Raw genomic sequence first — 26,127 nt, 5'->3', positions numbered from 1 at the left:
GGTGACGCGGGGTGGAGCAGCCCGGTAGCTCGTCAGGCTCATAACCTGAAGGTCGTAGGTTCAAATCCTACCCCCGCAACCAATCCAAACACTTACGACAAAGGCGCCAACGGCGCCTTTTTTTGTGCCACCAGCAGGACCGCAAAACTTGCTGGTATGATCAGAAGGGTTGGGACCTGGCAGTCAGGTGCCGTTCTCTTGCACAACGTGCACCTGTTATCCTTTGCATATCGCGGCCCATGCGGTATCGCCGCAGACCTGTGTGGCCATCGTGGCGTTGGGAACCGGTACTGATGTCGAGCTGTGACCTGTGTGTCGTCCGCAATCGGGCAATCTGTGCATCGCTGGATGCCAAAGAACTCGAGGCGCTCAACGCGATCGGTCGCACGCGCACGATCAGCCCAGGTGAATCCCTGATCTGGGAAGGCGAGGATTCGGTTCTCGTCGCCAACGTCATCGACGGCGTTCTCAAGCTATCGACCAACACCGAAGACGGTCGCGAACAGATCGTCGGGGTGGTCTACCCTTCCGACTTCATTGGCCGTCCCTTCGGCGGGACCAGCGGTCATGGCGTTACGGCGCTGACCGAATCGCGCGTATGCGTCTTCTCGCGCCGCGATTTCGATGCCTTCGCACGCGAGCACCCCTCGCTCGAACACAAGCTGCTCGAGCGCACCCTGGGAGAGCTCGACCGCACGCGGCGCTGGATGTTGCTGCTCGGGCGCAAGTCGGCGGCTGAAAAACTCGCGAGCTTCCTCGTCGAGATGTCCGAGCGTCTCGACGGCGCGGGATGCAGTGTCGATTTCGACAAGCCGAACCAAAGACGTCTCGTTCTGCCTTTCTCGCGTCAGCAGATCGCCGACGTGCTGGGTCTCACCATCGAGACGGTCAGCCGTCAGTTCACGCGCCTCAAGAACGATGGCGTGATCGACCTGCCTTCGCGGCGCGAGGTGGTTATCCTCAACATGGATGCACTCGCTGCCGAAGCTGGCTGAGCTTACCCTCGGCTGATCCGCGCCGCCGTTCCAGCGGCCCGACGGCACGAACCGGTTTGCACCTGCGAAGAGCAGGCGGAACCATCGCGCGAGTCGCCGTGTTGGCTAGACATGGCAATCCATCAAACCAACCGCGCCGCAGTGTTCTGTTATGAGGCGAGGGGCGGGGGGCGATGACCTTCCGCAAGCGCTTCATCGCCGGCGGCGGGCACAAGCTCTTCGTGCGTAATGCCATCGCCAGCATCTTCACCTTCCTGATCGACCTTGCGCTGATCTGGCTGCTCATGCGCTATACCGGCATGAACCGCTTCATTGCGGTGACGATCGGCTTCCTGTTCGGCAATGCCTGCCACTACGCGCTCGCGCGGCTCTGGGTATTTCGCGACAGCTTGCGAGGGCTGTGGTCGGGCTATGCGCTGTTTCTGGGCAATGCTCTTCTCGGCCTCGTCTTCATTCTCGGCGCCTTTGCGCTGATGACGGACTGGCTGGGCGTGCCGCTGATCGTGGCGCGCATAACGGCATCGCTGATTGCGGGGATCGGTGTGTTCATCCTCAACGCAACGGTCAATTTCCAGAAGATCTGAATACCGCGCCTGCGCTGCGCAAAAAGAAGGGGGAGCGCGACGCCCCCCTTTCTCCTCCTGCAACAGAGCCCGGTCTATCCTCAGAAGCGGTAGCTCACGCCCGCGCTGAGCACCCAGGGATCGAGATTGTGCTTGGTTTCGAGCACCTTCACGTCCTCGGCGTAGAACTTCGCGGTCGGCTTGATGAAGTACTTCTTCGCATCGAGCGAGACGCCAAAGCCACTGTCGCCCAGCGGTACGTCGACGCCGCCCTGAAGCGCGAGGCCAAGCGTGTTCGACATCTTCACCCGGTCGACGCCGAGATCGCGGGCGGTCGCACCGGGCTTCTCGTCGAAGACGATGAACCAGGCCGGGCCCGCGCCGATATAGGGCTTGAACATGGTGCCGGTGTCGAGGTGCGCCTTGAGCGTGAGCGTGGCGGGAAGGATCAGGACGTGGTCCACGAGCTCGGTCCCGGCGAGGTCGGCATCGCCGTTGACGTGGTGCTGTGTGAAGCAGCAGATGGTCTCGAGCGAGAAGGTCTTGTTGAAGAAATACTCGACCGCAAGCGTGGGAACGACGTTGTCGTTGGCCTTCGCGTCGACCGAACTGACGCCAAGATCCGCAAAAGTTCCGGCGAGCCCGCCATCGATATACTTGACGCTGTCGATCTCGCCGTCGGGAAGGACAGCAGTGCCAAGAACCTTGACCTGAATCTTGCCGTCGGGACTGCCCGCCATCGCCGGTGTTGCAAGTGCAGTTGCCGCCGCTGCGGCGATGAGCATGGTCATCTTGCGCATAGTATCATCTTCCATTGCCGCCGGGATCGCACCATGCGTTTCCCTTTCCTGTGCGGCTGCCCGATTGCCTGTCACAGAGTTGACGGATATTTGAATTGACCTTGCGCAAATTCCCGAAATAGGCCCGAAATTCATCGATTTCGGTTTTTGATCGTTATCAATGCCCTTCGATCTGATAGTCTCCAAGGCGAGAGCAGGTTCAGCAACAACCTCGAAAGAGAAGGCATATGGTAACGGTCCTTGCACGGGCAGGCGTTTGGCTTGCCGTGCTTTTCCTTGCCGTCATCGGGGTCGCCTTGGCGGCAGATGGGGGTTTCGCCATCCACATGAGCATCGTCGCCCTCGCGGCGCTGGTCGCGGTGTGGTTCACGATCAGCGGTGCCGATTACGCGGCGATCGCGCGCGGTGTCCTGCGCATGCCCGACGAAGGCATCTACGATGACGACCCGATCCGCTGGGGTGTCATCGCCACGGTGTTCTGGGGCATCGCGGGCTTTGCCGCAGGCGTGTTCATCGCGCTCCAGCTCACCTGGCCGATCCTCAACCTCGAGCCTTATCTCAACTTCAGCCGGCTGCGTCCGCTGCACACTTCGGCGGTGATCTTCGCTTTTGGCGGCAACGCCCTGATCGCGACGAGCTACTACGTCGTCCAGCGCAGCTGCCGCGCCCGGCTCGCCTTCCCCGCGCTCGCGCGCTTCGTGTTCTGGGGCTACCAGCTGTTCATCGTTCTGGCCGCAACCGGCTACCTGCTGGGCATCAGCCAGTCCAAGGAATATGCCGAGCCCGAGTGGTACGTCGACTGGTGGCTGACGATTGTGTGGGTGTGCTACCTCGCGGTCTTCGTGGGCACCATCATCAAGCGCTCCGAGCCGCACATCTACGTTGCCAACTGGTTCTACCTCGCCTTCATCGTCACCGTTGCGATGCTGCACGTGGTCAACAACCTCGACGTGCCGGTGAGCTTCGTCGGTTCCAAGAGCTACCCGCTCTTCGCCGGCGTGCAGGGCGCGCTGGTGCAGTGGTGGTACGGCCACAACGCGGTCGGCTTCTTCCTCACCGCCGGCTTCCTGGCGATGATGTACTACTTCGTGCCCAAGCAGGCCGAGCGCCCGGTCTACAGCTACCGCCTCTCGATCATCCACTTCTGGTCGCTGATCTTCCTCTACATCTGGGCCGGTCCGCACCACCTGCACTACACCGCGCTCCCCGACTGGGCGCAGACGCTGGGCATGGTCTTCTCGATCATGCTGTGGATGCCGAGCTGGGGTGGCATGATCAACGGTCTGATGACGCTCAATGGCGCCTGGGACAAGGTCCGGACCGACCCGATCATCCGCATGATGGTCATGGCGCTCGCCTTCTACGGCATGAGCACCTTCGAGGGCCCGATGATGTCGATCAAGAGCGTCAACTCGCTCTCGCACTACACCGACTGGACCATCGGCCACGTCCACTCGGGCGCGCTGGGCTGGAACGGCATGATCACCTTCGGTGCGATCTACTACCTCGTGCCGCGTCTGTGGGCACGCACCCGGCTCTACTCGCTGCGCATGGTGAACTGGCACTTCTGGTGCGCGACGCTGGGTATCGTCTTCTATGCCGCCTCGATGTGGGTGGCAGGTATCACGCAGGGCCTGATGTGGCGTGAGTACGGCGCTGACGGCTACCTCGTGAACACCTTCGCCGACACCGTCGCTGCGCTCCATCCGATGTTTGCGCTGAGGGCCTTCGGCGGGCTGCTCTACCTCGCCGGTGCGGTGATCATGGTGGTCAACGTCTGGGCGACGATCCTGGGCAAGCTGCGCGAGGAAGCCCCGATGCGCGATGCCGCCTACGATCCCGAGGCCGACCGCCCGATCGTGGCCAACGCCTGACAGCGCCAGCAAAGGGAAACAGACCAATGACGTCCATGACCGAGCGTCACAAGACGCTGGAAAAGAACATCACGCTGCTGGGTGTCTGCGCTTTCATCGCGGTCGCCATCGGCGGCATCGTCGAGATCGCACCGCTGTTCTGGATCGACAACACCATCGAGAAGGTGGAGGGCATGCGCCCCTACACCCCACTCGAACAGGCCGGCCGCGACATCTACGTGCGCGAGGGCTGCTACGTGTGCCACAGCCAGATGATCCGTCCCTTCCGCGACGAGGTCGAGCGCTACGGCCACTACAGCCTCGCTGCCGAATCGATGTACGACCACCCGTTCCAGTGGGGGTCCAAGCGCACCGGTCCCGACCTTGCGCGCGTGGGCAATCGCTATTCGGACAGCTGGCACGTCCAGCACCTCACCGATCCGCAGTCGGTGGTGCCCGAGAGCGTGATGCCGCAGTACGGCTTCCTCGCGAAGAACGACCTCTTCGTGCCCGACATCGCGGCCAATCTCACCGCGCTGCGCCACGTCGGCGTGCCCTATAGCGACAAGGACATCGAGCTGGCCTCGAGCGACCTTGCCGCACAGGCCGACCCCGATGCCGACGCCAGCGATCTGCTGACCCGCTATCCCAAGGCGCAGATCCGCGACTTCGACGGCGATCCCTCGCGGCTGACCGAGATGGATGCGCTCGTCGCCTACCTGCAGATGCTGGGCACGCTGGTCGATGTCGACGGCGCGGCGGCGCAGGAGGAACTCGCCTCGGAGCACGGCCGATGAGCATGCACTCCACTTACGACATGCTGCGCCACCTGGCCGACAGCTGGGGTCTTCTGGCGATGCTGGCGGTCTTCCTCGTGCTCACAGCCTGGCCGTTCCGGCCCGGGATGCGCGAACGCAACGAAGAAGCCGCCACCATGATCTTCAAGGACGAGAACGATGGCTGACAAGCGTCTGGACGAAGCCACGAACACCGAGACCGTGGGCCATGAGTGGGACGGTATCGAGGAACTCAACACTCCGTTGCCGCGCTGGTGGCTATGGACCTTCTACGCAACGATCGTCTTCGCGATCGGCTACGTCATCGCCTATCCCGCTCTGCCCGGCATCAGCCAGGCCAGCGAGGGCATGCTGGGATGGTCGAGCCGGGGCCAGCTCGATGCCGAGATGAGCTCGGCCGCGGCCACGCGCGCCAAGGCGGTTGCGGGCCTCGCCGACCTGCCGATCGAGCAGCTGCCGCAGCATCCTCAGCTGATGCGCGCGGCGGTCGCGGGCGGCGCGGCAGCCTTCAAGGTCAACTGCGTGCAGTGCCACGGCGCGGGCGCGGCGGGCTCGAAGGGCTATCCCAACCTCAACGACGACGACTGGCTGTGGGGCGGTGATCTCAAGACCATCGAGACGACGCTGATCCACGGCATCCGCCAGCCCGGCGACGATGCGACCCGCATCTCGCTGATGCCCAACTTCGGCAGCGACGGGCTGCTCGACGCAGGGCAGATCAACGATGTCGCGGGCTATGTCCTGAGCCTCTCGGGCAAGGAAAAGAAGAGCGCGGCAACGCAGCGCGGCGCGCAGATCTTCGCCGACAACTGCGCGGTGTGCCATGGCGACAACGCCAAGGGTAACCGCGAGCTGGGCGCGCCCAACCTCACCGATGCGATCTGGCTCGACGGCGGCAGCAAGGCCGAAGTCGCCGCGCAGATCCACCACCCGCACCACGGCGTGATGCCGGCATGGGGCGAGCGGCTCGATCCGGTGACGATCAAGATGCTCGCGGCCTACGTCCACTCGCTGGGCGGCGGCGAGGAGTTCGCAGCCCCCGTGGCGGCAGAAGCACCCGCTGCGGATGCAGCGCAGGAAACCGACTGATGGCCATGCAACGACAGGAAATGCAGCCAGAGGACTGACAGCGCCGGGGCCTTCGCAAGTGCCCCGGCCGACCCTTCGGGCGACCCCGCCCTGCCCAGGACGGCAGGCGGGGCCCGACCTTCCGGGCCGCTCAGCCCCCCAAGTCTAACGACGGGCGGACAACGGACATGAACAAGCCAGTACAGATCAAGGCCCAGGAGCCCCCGGTCTCGCTCTATGCCAAGCGCGAGCCGGTGTTCAATCGCCGCATCGACGGCAAGTTTCGCCGCATCAAGTGGGCGATCATGGCGCTGTGCCTTGCGGTCTACTGGATCACCCCGTGGCTGCGCTGGGACCGCGGTCCCTATGCGCCCGACCAGGCGGTGCTGATCGACCTCGCGCATCGCCGCTTCTACATGTTCGGCATCGAGATCTGGCCGCACGAGTTCTACTTCGTCGCGGGCCTCTTGATCATGGCGGGGATCGGCCTGTTTCTCGTCACCAGCGCGGTCGGCCGCGCCTGGTGCGGCTATGCCTGTCCGCAGACCGTGTGGACCGACCTGTTCCAGCACGTCGACCGCCTCTTCGACGGCGATCGCAACGCCCGCTTTCGCCTCTACAAGGCGCCGTGGACTGCCTCTAAGATCGCCCGGCGCCTCGCCAAGTGGAGCGTCTACCTCGCGATCAGCTTTGCCACCGGCGGTGCCTGGATCTTCTACTTCGCCGATGCACCGACGCTCCATCAGGAATTCTGGAGCGGCACTGCAGCGCCGGTCGCCTATGGCACCGTGCTCGTGCTCACGCTCACCACCTTCGTGCTGGGCGGCTTCATGCGCGAGCAGGTGTGCATCTACATGTGCCCATGGCCGCGCATCCAGACCGCGATGCTCGACGAGAAGAGCCTGATCGTCACTTACAAGGACTGGCGCGGCGAGAAGCGCGGCAGCCTCAAGAAGGCGCAGAAGAACCCCGAGGAATACGGCGACTGCATCGACTGCAACCAGTGTGTTGCGGTCTGCCCGACCGGGATCGACATTCGCGAGGGCGCGCAGATCGGCTGCATCACCTGCGCGCTGTGCATCGATGCCTGCGACCGGGTCATGGCCGAGACCGGTCGCCCGCGCGGGCTGATCGATTATGCGACGCTCGAGGACGCCGAGAACGAGAAGGCGGGCAATGCGCCGACCCGCCACATGAAGCTGATCTGGCGACCGCGCACGATCCTCTATTTCTGCGTATGGGCCGCGATCGGGCTCGGCCTGCTGTTCACGCTGGGCACCCGCGTCCACACCGGGCTGACCGTCGCCAAGGACCGCAATCCGCCCTACATCCTGATGAGCGACGGCTCGGTGCGCAATGCCTACACGCTGCGCCTGCGCAACATGCAGGGCCGTCCGCGCGACATGGAGATCGCGATCGAGGGCCTGCCCGGCGCGGTGATGTGGACCGAGGACATGGCCCGCGAGGCCGCCGCGCGCAGCCTCGTGCGCAAGGTGGCCGCCGATGCCACGCAAGGGGTGCGCGTCTACGTCGTCGCGCCCGCGGGCAGCACCGACCAGAGCTTCGATTTCTCGGTGCAGGCCGTCGGCGAGCCCGGCGAGGCCGACAGTTCGCAAGCCAAGTTCGACACGCCAGGAGGCGAATGATGAAGCGCGCCAATACCCGCCCGCGGCCCTTCACCGGCAAGCACATGACGATGATCCTCGTCGGTGGCTTCGGCATCGTGGTGGCGGTCAACTTCGCCATGGCCGGACTTGCCAGCTCGACCTTCGGCGGCGTGGTCGTCGAGAATTCCTACGTTGCCAGCCAGAACTTCAACACCTGGCTCGACGAGGCGCGACAGGAAGGGGCTCTGGGCTGGGGTCTCGACCTCGAGCGCCGCGATGACGACCGGATTGCTGCGCACCTTCACGGCGTGCCCGAGGGCGCGCTGGTCAGTGCCGAGGCACGCCATCCGCTCGGCCGTCTCTCGGACGAACTGCTGCATTTCGATCCCGTCGGTGGTACATTCGTGAGCGACAAGCCGTTGCCCGCCGGGCGCTGGACCTTGCGCCTGCGCATCGAGGCCGATGGCAAGACATGGCGCGAGGAGCGCGAGGTCCTGTGAACCAGCTGTCGAAGCTAGCCCCGCCGGCAAATGCCGGACAGAACAAGCCCGCATCGGACGGCGAGCGCGCGCTGGTCGACAGCCGCTTCACCGTCCCGGGCATGCGCTGTGCGGGCTGTATCGCCAAGGTCGAGCGCGGCCTTGGCGAGGTGCCGGGCATCGCTGGAGCACGGGTCAACTTCTCGGCCAAGCGCGTCGCGGTCAGCCACGATGCCACGATCGACGACGAGGCGATCATCGAGAGCCTGCGCCGCCTCGGCTTCGAGGCCGAGCGCGCTGCCGAAAACCCGCTCGCGCGCGACGATGCCGAAACCAGGAAGCTGCTGCGCGCCCTCGCGGTCGCGGGCTTCGGCATGATGAATATCATGCTGCTCTCGGTCTCGGTCTGGTCCGGGGCCGACACCATCACGCGCGAGATGTTCCACTGGCTGAGCGCGCTGATCGCGGTGCCGGTGATCGCCTATGCCGGACGCCCGTTCTTCGCCTCGGCGGCGATGGCGCTGCGCTATCGGCGCACCAACATGGATGTACCGATCACCATCGGCGTGGTGCTCGCGACCGGCATGAGCCTCTACGAGACCGTGACCGGCGGCCCGCACGCCTATTTCGACGGTGCGGTCATGCTGCTGTTCTTCCTGCTCGCCGGGCGCGCGCTCGATGCGATGATGCGCAACCGGGCCCGCTCGGGCATTGCCGCGCTGCTCGGGCGCATGGGCAAGGGCGCGCAAGTCGTGCAGGACGACGGGACGAGCCGCTACGTCGAGGCCGAAAGCCTCGCCCCGGGCATGGTGATGCTGGTCGCGGCAGGCGAATCGCTTGCTGCCGATGGCGAGATCCTCGAGGGGCGCACTACCATCGATTCCTCGATGCTGACCGGCGAGAGCGATCCGCGCGCGGCAGGCCCGGGCGAGCTCGTCCATGCCGGCATGATCAACCTCGGCAACCCGGTCCGGATCAAGGTCACCGCCGCTGCGCAGGATACCGCGCTCGCCGACATCGCACGGTTGATGGACGAGGCCGGGCAGTCGCGCTCGCGCTACGTGCGCATCGCCGACAAGGCCTCGCGTTTCTACGCGCCTGCCGTGCACAGCCTCGCGCTGCTCAGCTTCCTTGGCTGGATGCTTGCGGGGGCAGGGCTCTACAAGGCGCTGCTGATCGCGGTCGCGGTGCTGATCATCACCTGCCCTTGCGCCTTGGGCCTCGCCGTCCCCGCGGCACAGGTCGTCGCCGCCTCGGCGTTGATGAAGCGCGGGCTGCTGATCAAGGACGGCTCCGCGCTCGAACGCCTCGCTGAAGTCGACGAGGTGCTGTTCGACAAGACCGGCACGCTGACGCTGGGCGAACCGCGCCCGGTCGATCTCGCGATGCTGGACGATGGTGAACGCGCGATTGCGCTGGCGCTGACCCAGTCGAGCCGCCACCCGCTCAGCCGCGGCCTTGCCCAGGCGCTGCGCGAGGCAGGGGTGCGCCCCGCCGCGCTCGACGAGGTGAGCGAAAGTGCGGGCAGCGGCATGCGCGCCAGCCATGGCGGTGAAAGCGTCGCGCTGCTGCGTCCCGAGGTCGAGACGAGCGGCCTTGCCGCCGATCTGGTCATTGGCGAGACGCGCAAGCGGATCGCCTTTGCCGATCCGCTGCGTCCCGACGTGCACGAGGCGCTCGCCGCGCTGTCGCAGCAGGGCCTGCGCAGTGCCATCGTCTCGGGTGACCGCGAGCAGTCGGTGGCGCGCGTGGCGCGGGACCTCGGGCTCTTTGCCACGCACTCGATGCGCCCGGAGGACAAGCTCGCGCTGCTCGACCGCCTGCGCGCGGGCGGGCACCGGGTGCTGATGGTGGGCGATGGTCTCAACGACGGCCCCGCACTTGCCGGTGCGCACGTCTCGATCGCGCCCGGCGGGGCCAGCGACGTCAGCCAGCAGGCCGCCGACGCGGTCTTCGTGGGAGAGCGCATCATGCCCGTCGCGCTCGCCGTCAGGGTCGCGCGGCGCACGATGGCGGTGGTGCGCCAGAACTTCGCGATGGCCGTCGCCTACAATGTCTGCGCGGTTCCGCTCGCTATCTTCGGCTATGTCACCCCGTTGGTCGCAGCGCTGGCGATGTCGGGCAGCTCGCTGGTTGTGGTCGCCAATTCGCTGCGGCTTGCGCGCGCGGCAGGTCCGGGCGAGAGTGCGGCGCCATGACCATCCTCGGCTTCCTCATCCCGCTTGCGCTCCTGATGGGCATGGCCGGACTCGTCGCCTTCTTCTGGGCGATGAAGAGCGGCCAGTTCGAGGATCTCGACGGCGCGGCCAACCGTATCCTCATCGATGAGGAGGATGGGGCCAGGGCCGGGCAACAAGGGGGGGACGCGCGATGATGCGCCGCGAACTCGCGCTGCTCGGCACTCTGGCGCTGCTTCCGGCGATGATCGGTCCGCTCGAGGCCGAGGCGCGCGGCATTGCCGCGCCGCTGTGCGGTGGCGGACAACTGGTGATCCCGACCGGTTCGGGCGAGGTGCCGCCGGGACCGGCGCAGGGACCGTGCTGCGCCAAGGGCTGCAAGGGCTCCTCCTCGCGCAAGCGCATCGCTGGAGCGGTTCCGCCCGCTGACTGACCAGTCCCGCCAACAATGCCGGGCACGCTTGATCGAACGCAAAGACGCGGGCGGTCTCGCGCGACAATGTCCCTCGCATGTGGACATATCACCCCGAACTGCTCGCGGTCCCGGTGCCGCGCTACACCAGCTTCCCGACTGCCGCCGAATTCGGCGAGGGCGTCGGGCCTGCCGATTTCGTCACTGCGCTGGAACAGTGCGAGGGCGAGGTCTCGCTCTACGTGCACATCCCGTTCTGCGAGAAGATCTGCTGGTATTGCGGCTGCAACACCTCGGTTGCCAATCGCACCCAGCGCGTGGCGAGCTACCTAGAGGCGCTGCACAAGGAGATCGCCCTCGTCGCCGAGCGGCTGCCGCAAGGCGTGCAGGTCACGCGCATATCGTTCGGCGGGGGCAGTCCCAACGGCATTTCGCCGATCGACTTCGTGCGCATCGTCGATGCGCTGACGTTGCAGTTCGCGCCGCGCTCGCCGGTGCTCTCGATCGAGCTCGACCCGCGTACGCTGGGCGCCGACTGGGCCGAGGTGATCGGCGCGGTCGCGATCGAGCGGGCAAGCCTTGGCGTACAGACTTTCGCGCCCGCCCTGCAGGAAGCGATCGGGCGCGTCCAGCCCGCCCGTATGATCGAAAATTCGACCGCGATGCTGCGTGCCGCGGGTGTCACCTCGCTCAACTTCGACCTCATGTACGGGCTGCCCGGGCAGACCATGGCGCAGCTCGAGGATTCGCTCGAGCAGACGGTGGCGCTGCGGGCCGATCGCATCGCGCTGTTCGGCTATGCCCATGTTCCCCACCTGATCCCGCGTCAGCGCAAGATCGACGACAGCGCGCTGCCCGATGCGCAGGCGCGCTTCGAGATGGCGGCCTTCGGCTACGACTATCTCGTATCTGCGGGCTACGTGCCGGTCGGCTTCGACCACTTCGCGCTGCCCGGCGATGCCATCGCGCAGGCTGCCGTCGCGGGGACCCTGCGCCGCAATTTCCAGGGCTTCACCGAGGACCGGGCCGAAGTGCTGATCGGTCTCGGGGCTTCGGCGATCAGCGGCTTTCCCGGGCTGCTCGCGCAGAACGAGAAGAACGCGGGCCGCTATCGCATGCTGCTCTCACAGGACCGGCTTCCCGCCAACCGGGGCGTGCGCCGCAGTGCCGACGACCGCCGTCGTGGCACGGTGATCGAGGCGCTGCTGTGCCGTGGACGCGCACGCGTCGCGCCCGAGCTCCAGATGGAGGCGTACCCGCTGCTCACGCCCTACATGGCTGCGGGCCTGTGCGAGACCGATGGTGACGATCTCGTCATCCGCCCGGGCGGATTGCCCTATGCCCGCTCGATCGCCGCGCGCTTCGACCCTTATCGCAAGGATTCGCTGCGCCGTTTCAGCTCGGCGGTCTAGCGCTAGCAGGACCCGTTCGCGCTCCGACGTCGAATTCCACTCCGAACAGCTTGCCCTCGCGCCAGCGCACCAAGCCCCAGACTTCGGTGCCATCGCCGAGCCGTGCGCGCACGATTTCGTCGGGCGCGGGCGCCTCGCCGAGCGCGGCGGCGCTGAGCCCGCGCGAGGAGATGTCGCGCACCATGACGTCCAGCGGATCGCCCGCGGCATCGGCGAGGGTGAAGCGCGTGCAGCGCCGCCGCCGCCGCTCGCGCGGGATCGGGGTAGGGGTGAAGCGTGGGCCGTCCATGCACAGCCCAGAACGGCGGATGCTTTGCGTGTTTAACCGCGTGGCGCGATGAATTGCCGTTAATTCATCTCGGGTTGCGTAATCGGCAAGGCCTGCTTGACCGCGATCAAAGTCGCGCCCTTGTGCATGTGCGAAAGACTGCCTTGCCGGTCACGGACCGCACCGATCTCCGGTGCGCCTCCGTACCGCTTCTCCCCACCTTCGGGCGGCCCTACCTCGTGACGGGCCGCCTGTTTTTTTGTCTGCCGCAGTCCTCGCAGGTAGACGTGGGGTCTAGGTGAGCCAGAGCCGCAGGAGCTGGGCGAAGGCGCCGAGCGCGAGCACGCTGCCCGCCCAGATCGCGGCGAGCCAGCCCAGCCGCTTCCACAAGGGCTGCCGGTCGGCATCGAGCGGTTTTCCCTTCATCGCAGGCTCCTCTTCAAGCAGTGGCCTTGGATCAGTGGTAGCCCTCGTGGCCGACCTTGCCGCGAAACACCCAGTAGGCCCAGCCGGTATAGCCAAGGATCAGCGGCAGGGTCAGGCCGACCCCGACGAGCATGAAGACCTGGCTGCGGTGCGGTGCGGCGGCGTCCCAGATCGTCACCTGATCGGGCACCACGAAGGGGAACATGCTCACGCCCAGCCCCGCCATGCCGAGCAGGAAGATGCCGAGCGAGAGCCAGAACGGGGCTGCCTGGCGCCGCTTGGCGAGCGCCCAGAACAGCGCGGCGGCGAGGATCGCGGTGAGCAGCGGGACCTGGCTGGCGAAATAGATGCCGGGTGCCTCGAACCAGCGGTGCCAGTAGTCCTCGTCGAGCATCGGGGTATAGAGGCTCACCGCGATGAGCAGCAGCAGCGTCGCGACGGCGGCACGCCTTGCGACCTTGTAGGCATGGTCCTGCGGCTGGCCGTCGAGCTTCCAGATCAGCCATGTCGCGCCGAGCAGGCAGTAGCCCGCGACGACGCCGAGGCCGGTCAGCAGGGTGTAGGGCGTCAGCCAGTCCCACCAGGAACCGGCATAGGCGCGGTTCTCGACAGTGATGCCCTGAAGGATCGCGCCAAGGATCATCCCTTGCGAAAGCGCTGCGACGAGCGATCCGCCGAAGAAGGCCATGTCCCAGAAGGGGCGGTGGCCCGCGTCGCGCCAGCGGAACTCGAAGGCGACGCCGCGAAACACGAGGCCGAGCAGCATCGCGATCATCAGCGGATATGTCGCGGGCAGGATGATTGCGTAAGCCAGCGGGAAGGCCGCGAAGAGCCCCCCGCCGCCCAGCACCAGCCAGGTCTCGTTGCCGTCCCAGACCGGTGCGATCGAATTCATCGCGCGGTTGCGCCCTTCGCCCACCCTGAAGCTGGGGAACAGGATGCCGATGCCGAGGTCGAAGCCATCCATCACCACGTAGGCGAAGACGCCGAAGGCGATGATGAAGGCCCAGATGACGGTGAGGTCGATGGTCATGGCCGTGCTCCCTTATTCGGCCGCGCCGGGCGCGGATTGCTGGTGCGGCCCAGGGGTGATGCCGGCGGTGCGGATCGGGGTGTCGGCACCCTGCTCGGGGCCTTCCTCGTGCGCATGAGGCGCCTTGCTCATCAGTTTGAGCACGTACCAGGTGCCGATCGAGAAGCAGACGAAGTAGACCACGATGAAACCGAGCAGCGAGGCACCGACCGCGGGGGCTTCGAGCGGCGAGGCCGACTGCGCGGTCCGCAGCAGTCCGTAGACGGTATAAGGCTGGCGCCCGACCTCGGTGGTCATCCAGCCCGCGATCACCGCGATGAAGCCCGAGGGCCCCATCACCAGCGCGCCGCGATGCAGCCATGACCAGTCGTAGAGCCGGCCGCGAAATCGTGCGAGCAGGCTCCACAGCCCGATGCCGAGCATCGCGAAGCCGAGGCCGACCATCACGCGAAAGGCCCAGAACACCGGGGCGACCGGCGGCTCGTCCGCGTCGGGGACCGAATCGAGCCCGCCGAGCGGCGCGTCAGGGTCGTGCTTGAGGATCAGCGAGGAGAGCTTGGGTATCTCGATCGCGTAATCGATGCGCTTTTCCTTCGCATTCGGGATACCGAAGAGGACCAGCGGCGCGCCATCGGGGTGGCTCTCGTAGTGGCCTTCCATGGCCATGACCTTGACCGGCTGGTGCTCGAGCGTGTTGAGCCCGTGCTCGTCGCCGAGGAAGATCTGCACCGGCGCTACGAGCGCAGCCATCCACATCGCCATCGAGAACATCTTGCGCGCGTGGGCATTGGCGCGATTGCGCAGCAGGTGCCAGGCCCCGACCGCGCCCACCGCGAAGGCCGTGGTGAGATAGGCTGCAGTCACGGTGTGGACGAGGCGGTAGGGGAACGAGGGGTTGAAGATGATCGCCGCCCAACTCGGGCCGGGCAGGAACTGGCCATTGGCACCGATCTCGTAGCCGACCGGGGTCTGCATCCAGGAATTGACCGAGAGGATCCAGAAGGCCGAGACGAAGGTCCCGCCCGCGACCATGCAGGTGGCGAAGAAGTGCAGCTTGCGCCCGACCCGCTCCATGCCGAACAGCATGACCCCGAGGAACCCGGCCTCGAGGAAGAAGGCGGTCAGCACCTCATAGGCCATCAGCGGCCCGATCACCGGCCCGGTCCTGTCCGAGAATACCGACCAGTTGGTGCCGAACTGGTAGGACATGACGATGCCCGAGACCACGCCCATGCCGAAGGCGACCGCGAAGATCTTGAGCCAGTAGCGGAACAGGTCGAGGTAGAGCGCCTTGCCTGTCTTCAGCCAGAGCCCCTCGAGCACCGCGAGAAAGCTCGCGAGCCCGATCGAGAAGGCCGGGAAGATGAAGTGAAAGCTTACGGTAAAGGCGAATTGCAAGCGCGCCAGCAGCAGTGCGTCTGCCTGGTCCCACATTGGACAGTTCCTCTTGCACGAGCGGTGTCGGGCATGGCCCGGCGTGAAGGGCGGTGTGCGTCTTGGTGGCGCGAAGAACGATTGGACTTATCGTCCAAGTCGCGCAGAAAGCAAAATCGGGCCGGTTCGTGACGAAAGTCCGGGCGGTGTCAGAGAACTCCGCCGCTCTTGAGCAACATGTAGGCGGCGACCACGAAGATCAGCACGGCAAAGACCGTGGTCAGCGTTCCCGCGCCAGAGAGGCGGCGCGCGGCGTAAGTGCCGGCAAAGCCGCCGAGTAGGCCGCCTGCGATCAGTGTCAGCGCGAGCACCCAGTCGACGAGGCCGGAAAAGGCGTAGTTGGCCGCAGTGGTGAGGCCGAAGGCGGTCACCGCGACGAGGCTGGTGCCTACCGCGTTGAGCATCGGCATCGAGGTCGAGGCGATGAGGCCGGGCACGATCAGGAAACCGCCCCCGATCCCGAAGAAGCCCGAGAAAGTGCCGGTGCCAAGACCATAGCCCAGCACCTTGGGCGCATTGGTGCGATTGCACTGCGCGCCCTCGATGCCCGGATTGCCGCGTCCGCGCAGCATCAGCACGCCGACCACGATCATCACCAGCGCGAAGGCGAAGAGCAGCTTCTGCCCGTCGACCGCCTTGCCCAGCGTCGAGCCGAGGAAAGCGCCGAGAATGCCCGCCGAGGCGTAGAGCCCGCCGCAACGCCACTTCACCGTGCCCGCACGGGCATGCTGGACGAGGCCGGTGGCGGCATTGACGGCGACCGCGAAGGCGCTCGTGCCGATCGCGACATGCGGGCTGGGCACGCCGACGAGATAGACCATCAGCGGCACCGCGAGGATCGAGCCGCCGCCGCCGACAAGGCCGAGGGTAAAGCCGATCAGCACCCCGGAAAAGGCGCCGAGGGCCATGTGCAGCAGGTCGAAGTGGACAGCGTCGATCATCGCGGGGGGCTCTTTCGAAGGACGGGGCGGATCAGAGCAGAGGTGCTGGCGGCACGAGCCATTCGCGCCCCTTGAGCATGCCGTGCCAGTAGATCGGAGGCAGGGCATCGGCCTTGAGATGCCAGGCGAGGCGCGAGGGGCGGGTGCCCTCGATCAGCCACTTCGGCAGGCTCGGTGCGACCTTCCCGCCATAAGTGAACTCGGCGAGGACGATGTGGCCACGATCGACGGTCAGCGGGCACGAGCCGTAGCCGTCGTAGGATGCGCAAGGCTCCTTGCCCGCGAGTGCGGCGAGCACGTTGACCGCGGCGACGGGCGCCTGCTTGCGCGCCGCGGCGGCGGTCTTGGCATTGCCGGTGCTGCACCCGTCGCCAAGTCCGAAGGCATTGGCATAGCGCACGTGGCGAAGCGTGTTCTGGTCGACCTCGACGTAGCCGCCCGCATCGGCGAGCGCCGATCCGGCGACCACCGGGTTGCCGACTTGCGGCGGCACGGCGTGGAGCATGTCGAAACCGCGCGTCACTTCGCCCGCCTCGGTCCTGAAGGTCGCCTGCCGCGAGGGCCCGTCGACCGCGACGAGGGTCGAGCCGAATTTCAGGTCGATGCCGTAGCGCTCGACCGTCTCCATGAGTGCGGGGACATATTCGGGAACGCCGAAGAGCACGCCGCCTGCATTGTGGAACTCGACTTCGAACCCGTCGAGGACGCCAGCCTTCTCCCATTCGCTGCACGAGAGATACATCGCCTTTTGGGGGGCACCGGCGCACTTGATCGGCATCGGCGGCTGAGTGAACAGCGCGCGCTGTGCACCGCCGCGCGCCTTCAATTCCTGCACGAGCTGCCAGGTATAGGGCGCAAGATCGTAGCGGTAATTGGAGGTGACGCCATTGCGGCCGAGCGCGGCCTCGAGCCCCTCGACCTGTTCCCAGGCGAGCCGGTTGCCGAGCGCGACGACGAGCACGTCATAGGTTACGCGTTTGCCGTCGCAGAGGACTACCGCGTTGTCGTCGGGCTCGAAGCGCGCCACGCTCGCGCGGATCCACGTCGCGCCGCGCGGCATGACCTTGGCGGTCTTGCGCACGGTGTCGGCTGGCTTGAACACGCCGCCTCCGACCATGGTGAAGCCGGGCTGGTAGTAGTGGTCATCGCTCGGCTCGATCACGGCGAGGTCGAGGCCGCAGTCGCGCTTGAGCAGCGAGGCCGCGGTGGCGATCCCCGCCGAGCCGCCGCCAACGACCAGCACGCGGTGATGCGCGTCGCTGCCCGCGCGAAGCGGGGCAGGGGCAGAGCGTGCGGCGGCGGCGACCTTCTCCGAGCGGTTGCCGGTGCGGCAGAAGGCGAGCATCGGCGCGGGCATCTCGGCCCGCGTTCTGGCGAAGGCGGGGGCCTGGTCCTCGGCGGTCAGGCCTGCGCCGACCGGAAGGTAGGCGGTCTCGATCCCGCGCGCCTTGGCCGCTTCGGCCAGCTGCGCGAAATCGGGCTGGCCGGGCTCCTCGCCATCGGGCCGGTTGCAGACGATCGAGCGGTATCCCGCGGCGATGATCGCATCGAGGTCCTGGGCGGCGACCTGTCCGGTGACGCCAAGGCCTGGTTCGATTTTCCTGATCTGCATCCGGCTTCTCCGATTATTGGCTTTGGGGGGCGTTAGCTGCGCATCGTCTCGAAGATGCGGAAGGCGACCATGCCGGCGAGCATGGCGAGGACGAAGGTGCCCGCAGCGAGGGGGTGAAACAGGACCGAGGCGATCGCCGGGCCCGGGCACAGGCCGCCAAGGCCCCAGCCCACGCCGAACAGCGCGCCGCCGCCGATCAGCCTGGCGTCGATGAGACGGGTGCCGGGCAGCGAGAATTCCTCGCAGGCGGCAGGGCTGTGCATGCGGCGCTGGATCAGCCAGGCAATGCTCATCACCATCACTGCGCCGCCCATGACGAAGGCAAGGGTCGGGTCCCAGTTGCCTGCGACATCGAGGAAGCCGCGCACGCGGGCGGGGTCCATCATGCCCGAGAGGGCAAGGCCGGCGCCGAACAGCAGGCCCGAGACGAGTCCGATGACACTGCGCATCTTACCAGCCCCCTCCCATGGCGTTGACGATGGCGACGGTGATCATTCCCGCGCCCATGAAGCTGAGCGTGGCGACGATCGAGCGTGGCGAAAGGCGCGAGAGGCCGCAGACGCCGTGGCCGCTGGTGCAGCCGCTGCCGAGTCGGGTGCCCACGCCGGTGATCACCCCTGCGACCGCGAGCAGCGTCAGCGAGGTGGGGAAGCGGGCGGGAATGCCGCCCATGACCGCAGCCACGATCAGCGCGCCGAGGGGGATTCCGGCGATGAACAGCGCGGCGAGCGGCCAGGGCGCGCCCTTGGTCAGACCGAGCGTGCGCGCGGCCATGCCGCTGATCCCGGCAATGCGCCCGGCGCCCAGCAGCATCACCGAACCGGCAAGGCCGATCATGATGCCGCCGATCAGGCCCTGGAGCGGCTGGGCGTGGGGGAAGGTCTCGTTGAACCAGGCGAACATCCGAAGGACTTTCTGCTTTGCGTTAGAGTGCGTTGACGGGAATCTTGATGTAGCTGACCCCGTTGTCTTCGGGGTCGGGCAGGTGCCCGCCGCGAATATTGATCTGGACCGAGGGCAGGATCAGCTTGGGCATGCCGAGCGTGGCATCGCGGCTGGTGCGCATCTCGACGAAGTCGTCCTCGCTGATGCCGTCGCGTACGTGGACGTTGCCGTCGCGCTGCTGGCCGACGGTGGTCTCCCAGGCGTAGTCGTCGCGTCCCGGTGCCTTGTAGTCGTGGCACAGGAACAGGCGCGTCTCGCGCGGGAGCGAGAGCAGGCGGCGGATCGAGCGGAACAGCTGGCGCGCATCGCCACCGGGGAAGTCGGCGCGCGCGGTGCCGTAGTCCGGCATGAAGATCGTGTCGCCCACGAAGGCGGCATCGCCAATGACGAAGGCCATGTCCGCGGGGGTGTGCCCGGGCACGTGCAGCGCGACACCTTCGAGCGTGCCGATGGAGAAGGTCTCGCCATCCGCGAAGAGGTGGTCGAACTGCGAACCGTCGCGCTCGAACTCGGTGCCCTCGTTGAAGATCTTGCCGAACACGTTCTGGACTAGCGTGATCTGCTGGCCGATGGCGAGCTTGCCGCCCAGCTTTTCCTGCAGATAGGGCGCTGCCGACAAGTGGTCGGCGTGGGCGTGAGTCTCGATGTGCCAGATGACTTGCAGATTTTTCGAATTGACGTACTCGACCACGCGTTCCGCGGATGCGTGCGAGGTGCGCCCGGCGGCGGCATCGTAGTCGAGCACCGAATCGATGATCGCGGCCTCGCAAGTCTGCGGATCGTGCACCACATAAGTGACAGTGTTGGTCGCTTCGTCGAAAAATCCGGCGATCGTGGGGCGCTTTGCCGCATCCGTCGCAGCTGCCTCGACGATGGCCGTGGCGCGCGAAAGGGCGTCTGGACTGGCGTTGGAATCGGTCATGTCTGGGCCTCCTGATTTCAATTAATGTAATTATGAAATTAATTGCGTCAAGGCCAAATCTCGGCTAGGGAATTCGCTATGGATGAAGATACCCGCCAGCATTGCTGTCCCTTGCGCATCGGCGATGCCGCACCTTCCTTCCGTGCCCGCAGCACCACAGGTCCGATCGAGATGACGGATTTCGCCGGTCGCTGGCTGGTGTTCTTCTCGCACCCGGCCGATTTCACCCCGGTATGCACCTCCGAGTTCGTCGCCTTCGCGCAGGCTGCGCAGCGCTTCGACTCGCTGGACTGCGCGCTCATGGCGCTCTCCATCGACAGCCTCTATGCGCACTTCGCATGGGTTCGCGCAATTCGGGATCATTATGGAGTTGAGGTGCGCTTCCCCATCGTCGAGGATCCGACCCTCGTCATCGGCCGCGCCTACGGCATGGTCTCGCGCGAGGCTGGCGATGCCGGAGCGGTGCGCACCGTCTTCGTGATCGATCCGGCGCAGGTCGTGCGCGCCATCGTCAGCTACCCGGTCGAGATCGGCCGTTCGGTCGACGAGATCGTGCGCATCGTCACTGCGCTCCAGGCCGCGGATGGGGGCAAGGGACTTCCCCCCGAAGGCTGGCAGCCGGGCGATGCGCTCTTCGCGCATCCCGAGCCGACGCTCGACAGCGTGCTCGCCGCCGAGAACCCGGTGCGCTGGTTCCTCAAGGAGCAGGGCTGATGGCCGAGGCACCCGCGATGGCCGAAGCGCCGATCGACCTGATCAAGGCCATCGGTCATCCGTTGCGTTATGCGATCCTGTGCTGCGTCGCGCAGGGCGAGCGCAATGTCGGCGAGATCGAGGCGCTGACCGGCATCGGCCAGCCCACGCTTTCGCAGCAGCTCTCGGTCCTGCGCAATGCCGGGCTCGTTACCGCGCGGCGCGAGGCCAAGCTGGTCTTCTACGAGGTCGAGAACAGCGCTCTGGCGCAGGTCTGCGGCGCGTTCCAGCTGATCTGTCCTGCCGACTTCCGTCGCGAGATGGTGAGCAAGATGGCGGGCGATGTCGCGCCGCCCGAAGCCATGGCAGAGCTGCCCGCACCCGCACCCGCGCCAGCCTCTTCGCCCGCCGCTTCGGGTGACGCAGACGCGCCCGGGCGCAGACGGGGCGGCGCCGCCGTGTTCGCGCGCATGGATCGGCCTTGATGTGTCAGTCCCATTCTGGCTGATCAGGCGAACCTGACTGTCCGTCTGTCGTGACCCAAAGAAAAAGGCGGCCCTTGCGAGGCCGCCTTTTTCTTGTCCTGATATGAGAGCGGATCAGCCGCCCTTCGCATCGCCCTCGGCAGCGGCGATGCCCGACTGCATGTAGGGGATCGGGTTGACCGCAGCACCGTCGACGCGGACTTCGTAGTGCAGGTGCGGACCGGTCGAGCGGCCGGTCGAGCCGACGAAGCCGATCAGTTCGCCCTTGTGGACGACCTGGCCGTCGGCGACGTTGAGGCGCGAAAGGTGACCGTAGCGGGTCTGGAGTTCGCCGCCGTGCTCGATCGAGATGTAGAGGCCGTAGGAGCCGAAGGCCGAGGCGCGGCTGATGACGCCGTCCGCCGGGGCATAGACCGGGGTGCCGGTCGGGGCGGCGAGGTCGACGCCCTTGTGGCCGGCGCGGCGACCGAGGATCGGATGCGTGCGCATGCCGAAGTCGCTGGTCAGGCGTGCATTGTCGAGCGGGTTGCGCGAGGGGATCGAGACGGGGGCAATCGATCCTGCGCTGCCGGCTTCGGTCTTGGGGCGGGCGGCGGCGAGGCCGGTTTCCTCGAAGTTCTGCCAGGTGCTGAACAGCTGGCGGAACTTCTCGTCCTCGGCGCCCGAAGCAGACTGGCCTGCCGACTGTGCGGCGCGCAGCGGAGCGGAGATGTCTGCCGATGCCGCAGCGCTATTGGCCATGGCCGGATGCGCGGCAATGGTGAGGCCGGCGGCGATAAAGGCTCCGGCGACTGCGCGGACCTTGGCGATTTTATTCGTTACGACCACTCGCAATACCTTGCTTTCCGCCGGAGCCCCGAAGGGTTCTGCGTTGTTCAACCCGGCCGCGGCACGGACAATGGCATGCGCGCGACATCATGTTTTTCTGAGATGGTCGGAACCCCCCGCCGTCTCGTGTTGTTGAACTATGCCTGCGAAAGTTAATCAAGCAACCCCGGCATAGAGCCCGAGCGGTAAACCGGCAGCGGAGCGCGCCGAGTCGTTGAACGGTGGCTTAACGGTCCCGCGAAAGTGGCGGGAAACCAGGGTTTTCCAAAGGTTAACAGGTTCTTTCCCGAGTCGCTCAGCCGTTGCGGCGAAATGATTTGCGCCAAAACGGACGTGGCGAATCTCGTCGTCAAGGATTCGCTCGAGGATGCGCGCGCCTGCCGGATCGCCCACCGCGCGGGCGCGCTCGATGGTCGCGGGTGTGACGTCGAGCCCGCGTGCCTCGAGCACCATCGGGACGACCGCGAGGCGTGCCGCGACGTCGTGTCGGGTCTCGCTCGCGGCATCCCACAGGCCATTGTGCGCGGGCAGTGCGCCGTAATGCGACCCGCTCTTGCGCAAGTGCCGGTCGAGCAGCGCGAAGTGGATGGCCTCGTCGGCCGCGACCGAGAGGAAATCGTCGACGAATTGCCGGTCCATCCCGGCCCCGAAGCGTCCGGCCATGTCGAGTGCGAGGTCGATGGCGACGAACTCGATATGTGCGATGGCGTGCCACAGCGCGATGCGTCCGCGCTCGGACCCGGCCTTGCCGCGCTTGGGCATGCGATTGGGGGGAAGCAGCTCGGGCGTTTCGGGCCGTCCGGGCTCGTCGGGCATGGCGACGTCGAAGACGTGCGCGAGGCGCCCGAGCCGCCAGTCGCGCGCGACCCGGCGTGTGGCCATCACCTTGGCATGGGGATCGCTCTCGAGCAGCGCGGCGCGGATTGCCGCAGCAACGCTCTGGCCGGTCTCGCCGGCCTCGTTCACATCACCGGTTATCGTCTGGCTCATGCTCAGAGCGCCTTGGCGGCCTCCAGCACGGCTTCGGCGTGGCCCTTGACCTTCACCTTGTTCCACACCTGCGCGATCTTGCCCTCGGCATCGACGAGGTAGGTCGTGCGCACCATGCCCATGTAAGTGCGCCCGTAGTTCTGCTTCTCGGTCCAGATGCCGAGCGCGTCGGACAGCCCGTTCTCTTCGGCGTCGCTCGCGAGCGGTGCCTTCAGGTCATGCTTGGCGATGAAGTTCTGGTGCTTTTTCGCCGAATCCTTGCTGACGCCGAGCAGCGAGACGCCCGCAGCATCGAACTGGTCTTTGAGGCCTGAGAAATCGATGTTCTCGGTGGTGCAGCCGGGCGTGTTGTCCTTGGGATAGAAGAACACCACCAGCTTGCGCCCGGCAAAGTCGGACGCCTTCACGCTGCCGCCATCGGGGGTTTCCATGGCGATGTCGGGGAAGGTGTCGCCCACCTCGGGAAATGCGCTCATCAATCTGTCTCCAGTCGTTCGTCGAAGGTGCCCTGCCAGGCCCGCGCGACGTCGGCGCGGGCGCTAGCGAGGGCGCGTTCAAGGTCTTGCCAGTCGCCATAGCCACATGCGCGCACGAGCGCCATGCATGCGGACGGGTTGGGGATGGCCGAATCGGGGGCGAGCAGCCGCGCGGCGACAAGAAAGCGGGTCAGCGTGTCGTGCGCCGGCGCCAGCGCCGGATCGACGAGCCCCATTTCGGCAAGCTGTGCGATCGCCTGGCCCAAGTCGGGATCGAGCCCGGCGCCTTCGCGCAGCTGCACGAAGTGCACGATGAACTCGAGGTCGACCAGCCCGCCGCGCGACAGCTTGACGTCGAGCGGGCCTTTTGCGGGCTTGTGGTCGGCCATCTTGGCGCGCATCTCGAGCACGTCTTCGCGCAGCTTTGCCGGGTCGCGCTCGTGGAGCAGGACCTTGCGCACCTCCTCGGCGAGCGCGGCACGCCCGGCCTGCGAACCGAACAGGGGACGCGCGCGGCACAGCGCCATGTGCTCCCAGGTCCAGGCCTGTTCCGCCTGATAGCGCGCGAAGCTTTCGAGCGAGGCGGCGGGCGGCCCCTGCGCGCCCGAGGGGCGCAGTCGCGTGTCGACTTCGTAGAGCGCGCCTTCTGCGGTCGGCACCGAGAGCGCGGCGATGGCGCGCTGCGAGAGGCGGTTGAAGTAGAGCGTGGCGCCGAGCGGGCGGGCTCCGTCCGACTCGCTCCCGGCATCGCCGGTGAAGAGATAGACCAGGTCGAGGTCCGAGGCATGGGTCAGCACGTCGCCGCCGAAGCGCCCGAGGCCGAGTACCAGCAATTCGCTGCCGGGCACCTCGCCGTGCTTTTCGCGGAACTGGGCGATCGTCGCGCGGGTCAGCACGGCATTGGCGGCCTCGGCGATGCGGGCGAGCGCGTGGCCGATCGCGAGCGGGTCGTTGGCGCCCTCGATCAGCTGGACGCCGAGGCGAAAGCGCATCTCGCCCACGCGCCGCCGCACCGTGTCGAGCAGCCGCTCGTAGTCGCCGCCCGGCTCGGTGCGCGCGAGGTCGGCCTCGATTTCCTCGAGAGTGCCCGGCAGGTCGAACGCGCTGGCATCGATCAGCGGATCGAGCATGTCGGCGCGGCGCGCGAGCGTGTCGGCGAGCGGCGGGGCGAGGCTGAGGATGCGCGCGAGCAGGTCGAGCAGGCCCGGGCGCGCCTCGAGCAGGCGGAACAGGTTGATCGCGCTCGGCAGGTTGCCGAGCAGCTGCTCCCAGCGGGCAAGCGCACGCTCGGGTTCGGGCGCAGCGGCGAGGGCGGCGAGCAGGTCGGGGCGGATCGCCTCGAAGGCGGCGCGCGCGGCATCGCTGCGAAGCGCGCGCATGCGGCCCGAAAGCCAGCCGTCGATGCGCGCGGCGAGTGCCTCGGGTTCCTCGAAGCCCAGGTCCTCGAGCTGCTCGCGCAGGCTCGTCTGGCTCGGCATCGGCGTCGCGGCGGGAGCGCCTTGCGGCACGTTTGCCATGATCAGCGTGTCGTAGCGCGAGCCGACGGACTCGGTGATCGCGCGCAGTTCCTCGAGCAGCGTCTTGCCGTCGGGCAGCCCGTCGAGCCGCGCGACGGCGTCGATCGCGTCCGCCGTCTCGGGCAGCGAATGCGTCTGGTGGTCCTGCACCATCTGCAAGCGGTGCTCGACCTGGCGCAAGCGGTCGTAGCTCTCGCCGAGCAGCTGCGCCTCGGCGGGATCGACGAGCCCGACTGCGGCGAGCGCATCGAGCGTCGCGCGCGTGCCGCGCAGGCGCAGCGCAGGGTTGCGCCCGGCATGGATGAGCTGGTGCGTCTGGGCGTAGAACTCGATCTCGCGAATGCCGCCGCGCCCCTTCTTGAGATCGAAGCCGGGTCCGACCTCGGGGCTGCCACGGGTGCTGGCGCGGATCTGCGCGGTCAGTCGTCCGATCTCGGCAATCGCGCCGAAATCGAGGCTGCGACGCCAGACAAAGGGACGGATCGCGGCAAGGAAGGCCTCGCCCGCATCGATATCGCCGGCACAGGCACGCGCGCGGATGAAGGCGGCGCGCTCCCAGGTCAGCGCGGAGCTTTCGTAATGGGTCAGCGCCGCGCCGACGGGGATCGCCAGCGGGCTGACCTCCGAGGCCGGGCGCAGGCGCAGGTCGACGCGAAAGACGTAGCCCTCCTCGTTGACCCGCGAGAGCGTCTCGACCACTGCGCGGGCCACGCGCTGCGCGGCCTCTCCCGGCTCGTCGCGCTCGCGGCGCGGCAGCACGGCAGGGTCGAACAGCAGGATCGGATCGATGTCCGAGCTGTAGTTGAGTTCGAGCGCCCCGTGCTTGCCCAAGGCCAGCGCGATGAAGCCGGAAGGGTCGCGGCCCGGCTCGTAGTCGGGGACGCGGCGGCGGATGCCCTCGTGGATCGCGGCATCGAGCGCCCGGTCGGCGAATGCGGACAGCGCGCCGGTGACCTTGAGCAGCGGGAAGGCCCCGGCGAGATCGCCTATGGCGAGCGTGAGGGCGAGCGCCGCGCGCTCGCGCCTGAGCGCGGTTCCCACCTCGCTCGCGCCCGCGCCCGCGCTTGCCGCATGGGCCAGAGCCTCTTCGCCCTTGCCTTCGCGCAGCAGCGCTTCGAGGTCGGGCTGCTTGTCGAGCAGGCGGGTGAGGAAGGGCGAATATGCCCGCGCGCGCGTGATCGCGTCCTGCCAGTCGCCCGGGCCCCTCTCACCGTCTCGTCCGCTGTTCTTGGCCGTGGTTACCATTCTGCATCCCTGCCCTTGCGGCATCGCGCACGCAAGGTCTTGCAAATCGGTCCGAGGCAGGGCGGCGACGGCTTGTACTGACAGATGGGCTCTGGCACCCCATCGCACATCCCGGCAGGCACCGCGAGAGTGCACCGCCGACCAGAACA

General features: G+C 66.9%; 28 protein-coding genes and 1 tRNA gene. 15 read left to right on the top strand and 14 right to left on the bottom strand.

Going from position 1 to position 26,127, the window contains the following annotated elements:
• Window positions 1-5: 5 nt before the first annotated feature.
• The 3 genes from I5E68_RS19360 to I5E68_RS19350 all read left to right on the top strand — a co-directional run bounded on the left by I5E68_RS19360 (window position 6) and on the right by I5E68_RS19350 (window position 1,579).
• A tRNA-Met gene (locus tag I5E68_RS19360) sits at window positions 6-82 on the top strand.
• A 211-nt stretch (window positions 83-293) separates the two neighbouring features.
• Window positions 294-995, top strand: a complete 702-nt coding sequence (locus I5E68_RS19355) for a Crp/Fnr family transcriptional regulator (RefSeq protein WP_197167285.1) — start codon at window positions 294-296, stop codon at window positions 993-995.
• Between the two features lie 173 nt (window positions 996-1,168).
• On the top strand, window positions 1,169-1,579 hold the full coding sequence (locus I5E68_RS19350) for a GtrA family protein (RefSeq protein WP_197167284.1): 411 nt from the start codon (window positions 1,169-1,171) through the stop codon (window positions 1,577-1,579).
• 80 nt (window positions 1,580-1,659) lie between these two features.
• Here I5E68_RS19350 and I5E68_RS19345 read toward each other — a convergent pair whose 3' ends face one another.
• The gene (locus I5E68_RS19345; protein ID WP_323982227.1) at window positions 1,660-2,373 is read right to left on the bottom strand and encodes an OmpW/AlkL family protein; all 714 of its coding nucleotides are present in this window, start codon (window positions 2,371-2,373) and stop codon (window positions 1,660-1,662) included.
• Window positions 2,374-2,585: 212 nt separating this feature from the next.
• Here I5E68_RS19345 and ccoN point away from each other — a divergent pair, with 212 nt between their 5' ends.
• The 10 genes from ccoN (at window position 2,586) to hemN (ending at window position 12,163) form a co-directional block, all read left to right on the top strand.
• Window positions 2,586-4,232 (top strand): cytochrome-c oxidase, cbb3-type subunit I, encoded by a 1,647-nt coding sequence (gene ccoN, locus I5E68_RS19340; protein ID WP_197167283.1) that lies wholly within the window; start codon window positions 2,586-2,588, stop codon window positions 4,230-4,232.
• 26 nt (window positions 4,233-4,258) lie between these two features.
• Window positions 4,259-5,008, top strand: a complete 750-nt coding sequence (gene ccoO, locus I5E68_RS19335) for a cytochrome-c oxidase, cbb3-type subunit II (RefSeq protein WP_197167281.1) — start codon at window positions 4,259-4,261, stop codon at window positions 5,006-5,008.
• Entirely contained in the window at window positions 5,005-5,175 is a 171-nt protein-coding gene (locus I5E68_RS19330; protein WP_197167279.1) for a cbb3-type cytochrome c oxidase subunit 3, read from the top strand. The genes ccoO and I5E68_RS19330 overlap by 4 nt, the downstream gene beginning before the upstream one ends.
• Window positions 5,168-6,097, top strand: coding sequence for a cytochrome-c oxidase, cbb3-type subunit III (gene ccoP / locus I5E68_RS19325; RefSeq protein ID WP_197167277.1), 930 nt, complete (start codon window positions 5,168-5,170; stop codon window positions 6,095-6,097). Before I5E68_RS19330 ends, ccoP begins: the two co-directional genes overlap by 8 nt.
• Window positions 6,098-6,264: 167 nt before the next feature.
• A complete protein-coding gene (gene ccoG, locus I5E68_RS19320) occupies window positions 6,265-7,722 on the top strand; it encodes a cytochrome c oxidase accessory protein CcoG (protein ID WP_197167275.1) in 1,458 nt (485 codons plus the stop codon).
• The gene (locus I5E68_RS19315; RefSeq protein WP_197167273.1) at window positions 7,722-8,183 is read left to right on the top strand and encodes a FixH family protein; all 462 of its coding nucleotides are present in this window, start codon (window positions 7,722-7,724) and stop codon (window positions 8,181-8,183) included. The genes ccoG and I5E68_RS19315 overlap by 1 nt, the downstream gene beginning before the upstream one ends.
• A 71-nt stretch (window positions 8,184-8,254) precedes the next feature.
• Window positions 8,255-10,360, top strand: coding sequence for a heavy metal translocating P-type ATPase (locus I5E68_RS19310; RefSeq protein ID WP_228727387.1), 2,106 nt, complete (start codon window positions 8,255-8,257; stop codon window positions 10,358-10,360).
• Window positions 10,357-10,536, top strand: a complete 180-nt coding sequence (ccoS, locus tag I5E68_RS19305) for a cbb3-type cytochrome oxidase assembly protein CcoS (protein WP_197167269.1) — start codon at window positions 10,357-10,359, stop codon at window positions 10,534-10,536. The genes I5E68_RS19310 and ccoS overlap by 4 nt, the downstream gene beginning before the upstream one ends.
• The gene (locus I5E68_RS19300; RefSeq protein WP_228727384.1) at window positions 10,533-10,772 is read left to right on the top strand and encodes a hypothetical protein; all 240 of its coding nucleotides are present in this window, start codon (window positions 10,533-10,535) and stop codon (window positions 10,770-10,772) included. Before ccoS ends, I5E68_RS19300 begins: the two co-directional genes overlap by 4 nt.
• Window positions 10,773-10,849: 77 nt before the next feature.
• Window positions 10,850-12,163: an oxygen-independent coproporphyrinogen III oxidase gene (gene hemN, locus I5E68_RS19295; protein WP_197167263.1), complete on the top strand. Its 1,314-nt coding sequence runs from the start codon at window positions 10,850-10,852 to the stop codon at window positions 12,161-12,163.
• Here the strand turns inward: hemN and I5E68_RS19290 are convergent.
• From I5E68_RS19290 to I5E68_RS19250, 9 genes are all read right to left on the bottom strand, one after another.
• Window positions 12,147-12,452 (bottom strand): histidine kinase, encoded by a 306-nt coding sequence (locus I5E68_RS19290; protein ID WP_197167262.1) that lies wholly within the window; start codon window positions 12,450-12,452, stop codon window positions 12,147-12,149. The two genes, hemN and I5E68_RS19290, sit on opposite strands and share 17 nt — an antisense overlap.
• Window positions 12,453-12,725: 273 nt before the next feature.
• Window positions 12,726-12,857, bottom strand: a complete 132-nt coding sequence (locus I5E68_RS19285; protein WP_197167261.1) for a DUF2474 domain-containing protein — start codon at window positions 12,855-12,857, stop codon at window positions 12,726-12,728.
• A gap of 31 nt (window positions 12,858-12,888) precedes the next feature.
• Window positions 12,889-13,890: a cytochrome d ubiquinol oxidase subunit II gene (gene cydB / locus I5E68_RS19280; protein ID WP_197167260.1), complete on the bottom strand. Its 1,002-nt coding sequence runs from the start codon at window positions 13,888-13,890 to the stop codon at window positions 12,889-12,891.
• 12 nt (window positions 13,891-13,902) lie between these two features.
• Window positions 13,903-15,324, bottom strand: coding sequence for a cytochrome ubiquinol oxidase subunit I (locus I5E68_RS19275; protein ID WP_197167259.1), 1,422 nt, complete (start codon window positions 15,322-15,324; stop codon window positions 13,903-13,905).
• 149 nt (window positions 15,325-15,473) lie between these two features.
• Window positions 15,474-16,265, bottom strand: coding sequence for a sulfite exporter TauE/SafE family protein (locus I5E68_RS19270; RefSeq protein WP_197167258.1), 792 nt, complete (start codon window positions 16,263-16,265; stop codon window positions 15,474-15,476).
• A gap of 31 nt (window positions 16,266-16,296) precedes the next feature.
• The gene (locus tag I5E68_RS19265) at window positions 16,297-17,877 is read right to left on the bottom strand and encodes a bifunctional protein tyrosine phosphatase family protein/NAD(P)/FAD-dependent oxidoreductase (protein WP_197167257.1); all 1,581 of its coding nucleotides are present in this window, start codon (window positions 17,875-17,877) and stop codon (window positions 16,297-16,299) included.
• Window positions 17,878-17,909: 32 nt separating this feature from the next.
• Window positions 17,910-18,326: a DUF6691 family protein gene (locus tag I5E68_RS19260; RefSeq protein ID WP_197167256.1), complete on the bottom strand. Its 417-nt coding sequence runs from the start codon at window positions 18,324-18,326 to the stop codon at window positions 17,910-17,912.
• 1 nt (window position 18,327) lies between these two features.
• Complete coding sequence (locus I5E68_RS19255; RefSeq protein WP_197167255.1) at window positions 18,328-18,780, bottom strand: YeeE/YedE family protein; 453 nt, start codon at window positions 18,778-18,780, stop codon at window positions 18,328-18,330.
• 22 nt (window positions 18,781-18,802) lie between these two features.
• On the bottom strand, window positions 18,803-19,744 hold the full coding sequence (locus I5E68_RS19250; RefSeq protein ID WP_197167254.1) for an MBL fold metallo-hydrolase: 942 nt from the start codon (window positions 19,742-19,744) through the stop codon (window positions 18,803-18,805).
• 78 nt (window positions 19,745-19,822) lie between these two features.
• Here I5E68_RS19250 and I5E68_RS19245 point away from each other — a divergent pair, with 78 nt between their 5' ends.
• Both I5E68_RS19245 and I5E68_RS20220 read left to right on the top strand, forming a co-directional pair.
• Window positions 19,823-20,458 (top strand): peroxiredoxin, encoded by a 636-nt coding sequence (locus I5E68_RS19245; protein WP_197167253.1) that lies wholly within the window; start codon window positions 19,823-19,825, stop codon window positions 20,456-20,458.
• The gene (locus I5E68_RS20220; RefSeq protein WP_228727383.1) at window positions 20,458-20,922 is read left to right on the top strand and encodes an ArsR/SmtB family transcription factor; all 465 of its coding nucleotides are present in this window, start codon (window positions 20,458-20,460) and stop codon (window positions 20,920-20,922) included. The genes I5E68_RS19245 and I5E68_RS20220 overlap by 1 nt, the downstream gene beginning before the upstream one ends.
• A 114-nt stretch (window positions 20,923-21,036) precedes the next feature.
• On the opposite strand, the gene I5E68_RS19235 is transcribed toward I5E68_RS20220, so the two are convergent.
• From I5E68_RS19235 to I5E68_RS19220, 4 genes are all read right to left on the bottom strand, one after another.
• Window positions 21,037-21,750 (bottom strand): M23 family metallopeptidase, encoded by a 714-nt coding sequence (locus tag I5E68_RS19235; RefSeq protein WP_323982226.1) that lies wholly within the window; start codon window positions 21,748-21,750, stop codon window positions 21,037-21,039.
• A gap of 156 nt (window positions 21,751-21,906) precedes the next feature.
• On the bottom strand, window positions 21,907-22,740 hold the full coding sequence (locus tag I5E68_RS19230; RefSeq protein ID WP_197167252.1) for a ferritin-like domain-containing protein: 834 nt from the start codon (window positions 22,738-22,740) through the stop codon (window positions 21,907-21,909).
• A gap of 2 nt (window positions 22,741-22,742) precedes the next feature.
• Window positions 22,743-23,216, bottom strand: coding sequence for a peroxiredoxin (locus tag I5E68_RS19225; protein ID WP_197167251.1), 474 nt, complete (start codon window positions 23,214-23,216; stop codon window positions 22,743-22,745).
• On the bottom strand, window positions 23,216-25,978 hold the full coding sequence (locus I5E68_RS19220; RefSeq protein ID WP_197167250.1) for a bifunctional [glutamine synthetase] adenylyltransferase/[glutamine synthetase]-adenylyl-L-tyrosine phosphorylase: 2,763 nt from the start codon (window positions 25,976-25,978) through the stop codon (window positions 23,216-23,218). Before I5E68_RS19220 ends, I5E68_RS19225 begins: the two co-directional genes overlap by 1 nt.
• Window positions 25,979-26,127: the final 149 nt, after the last annotated feature.

The sequence above is a fragment of the Novosphingobium aureum genome (assembly GCF_015865035.1).
Taxonomy (GTDB): Bacteria; Pseudomonadota; Alphaproteobacteria; order Sphingomonadales; family Sphingomonadaceae; genus Novosphingobium; species Novosphingobium aureum.
Note: the sequence above shows the minus strand (reverse complement) of the source record. Positions and strands in the feature narration are given on the sequence as shown.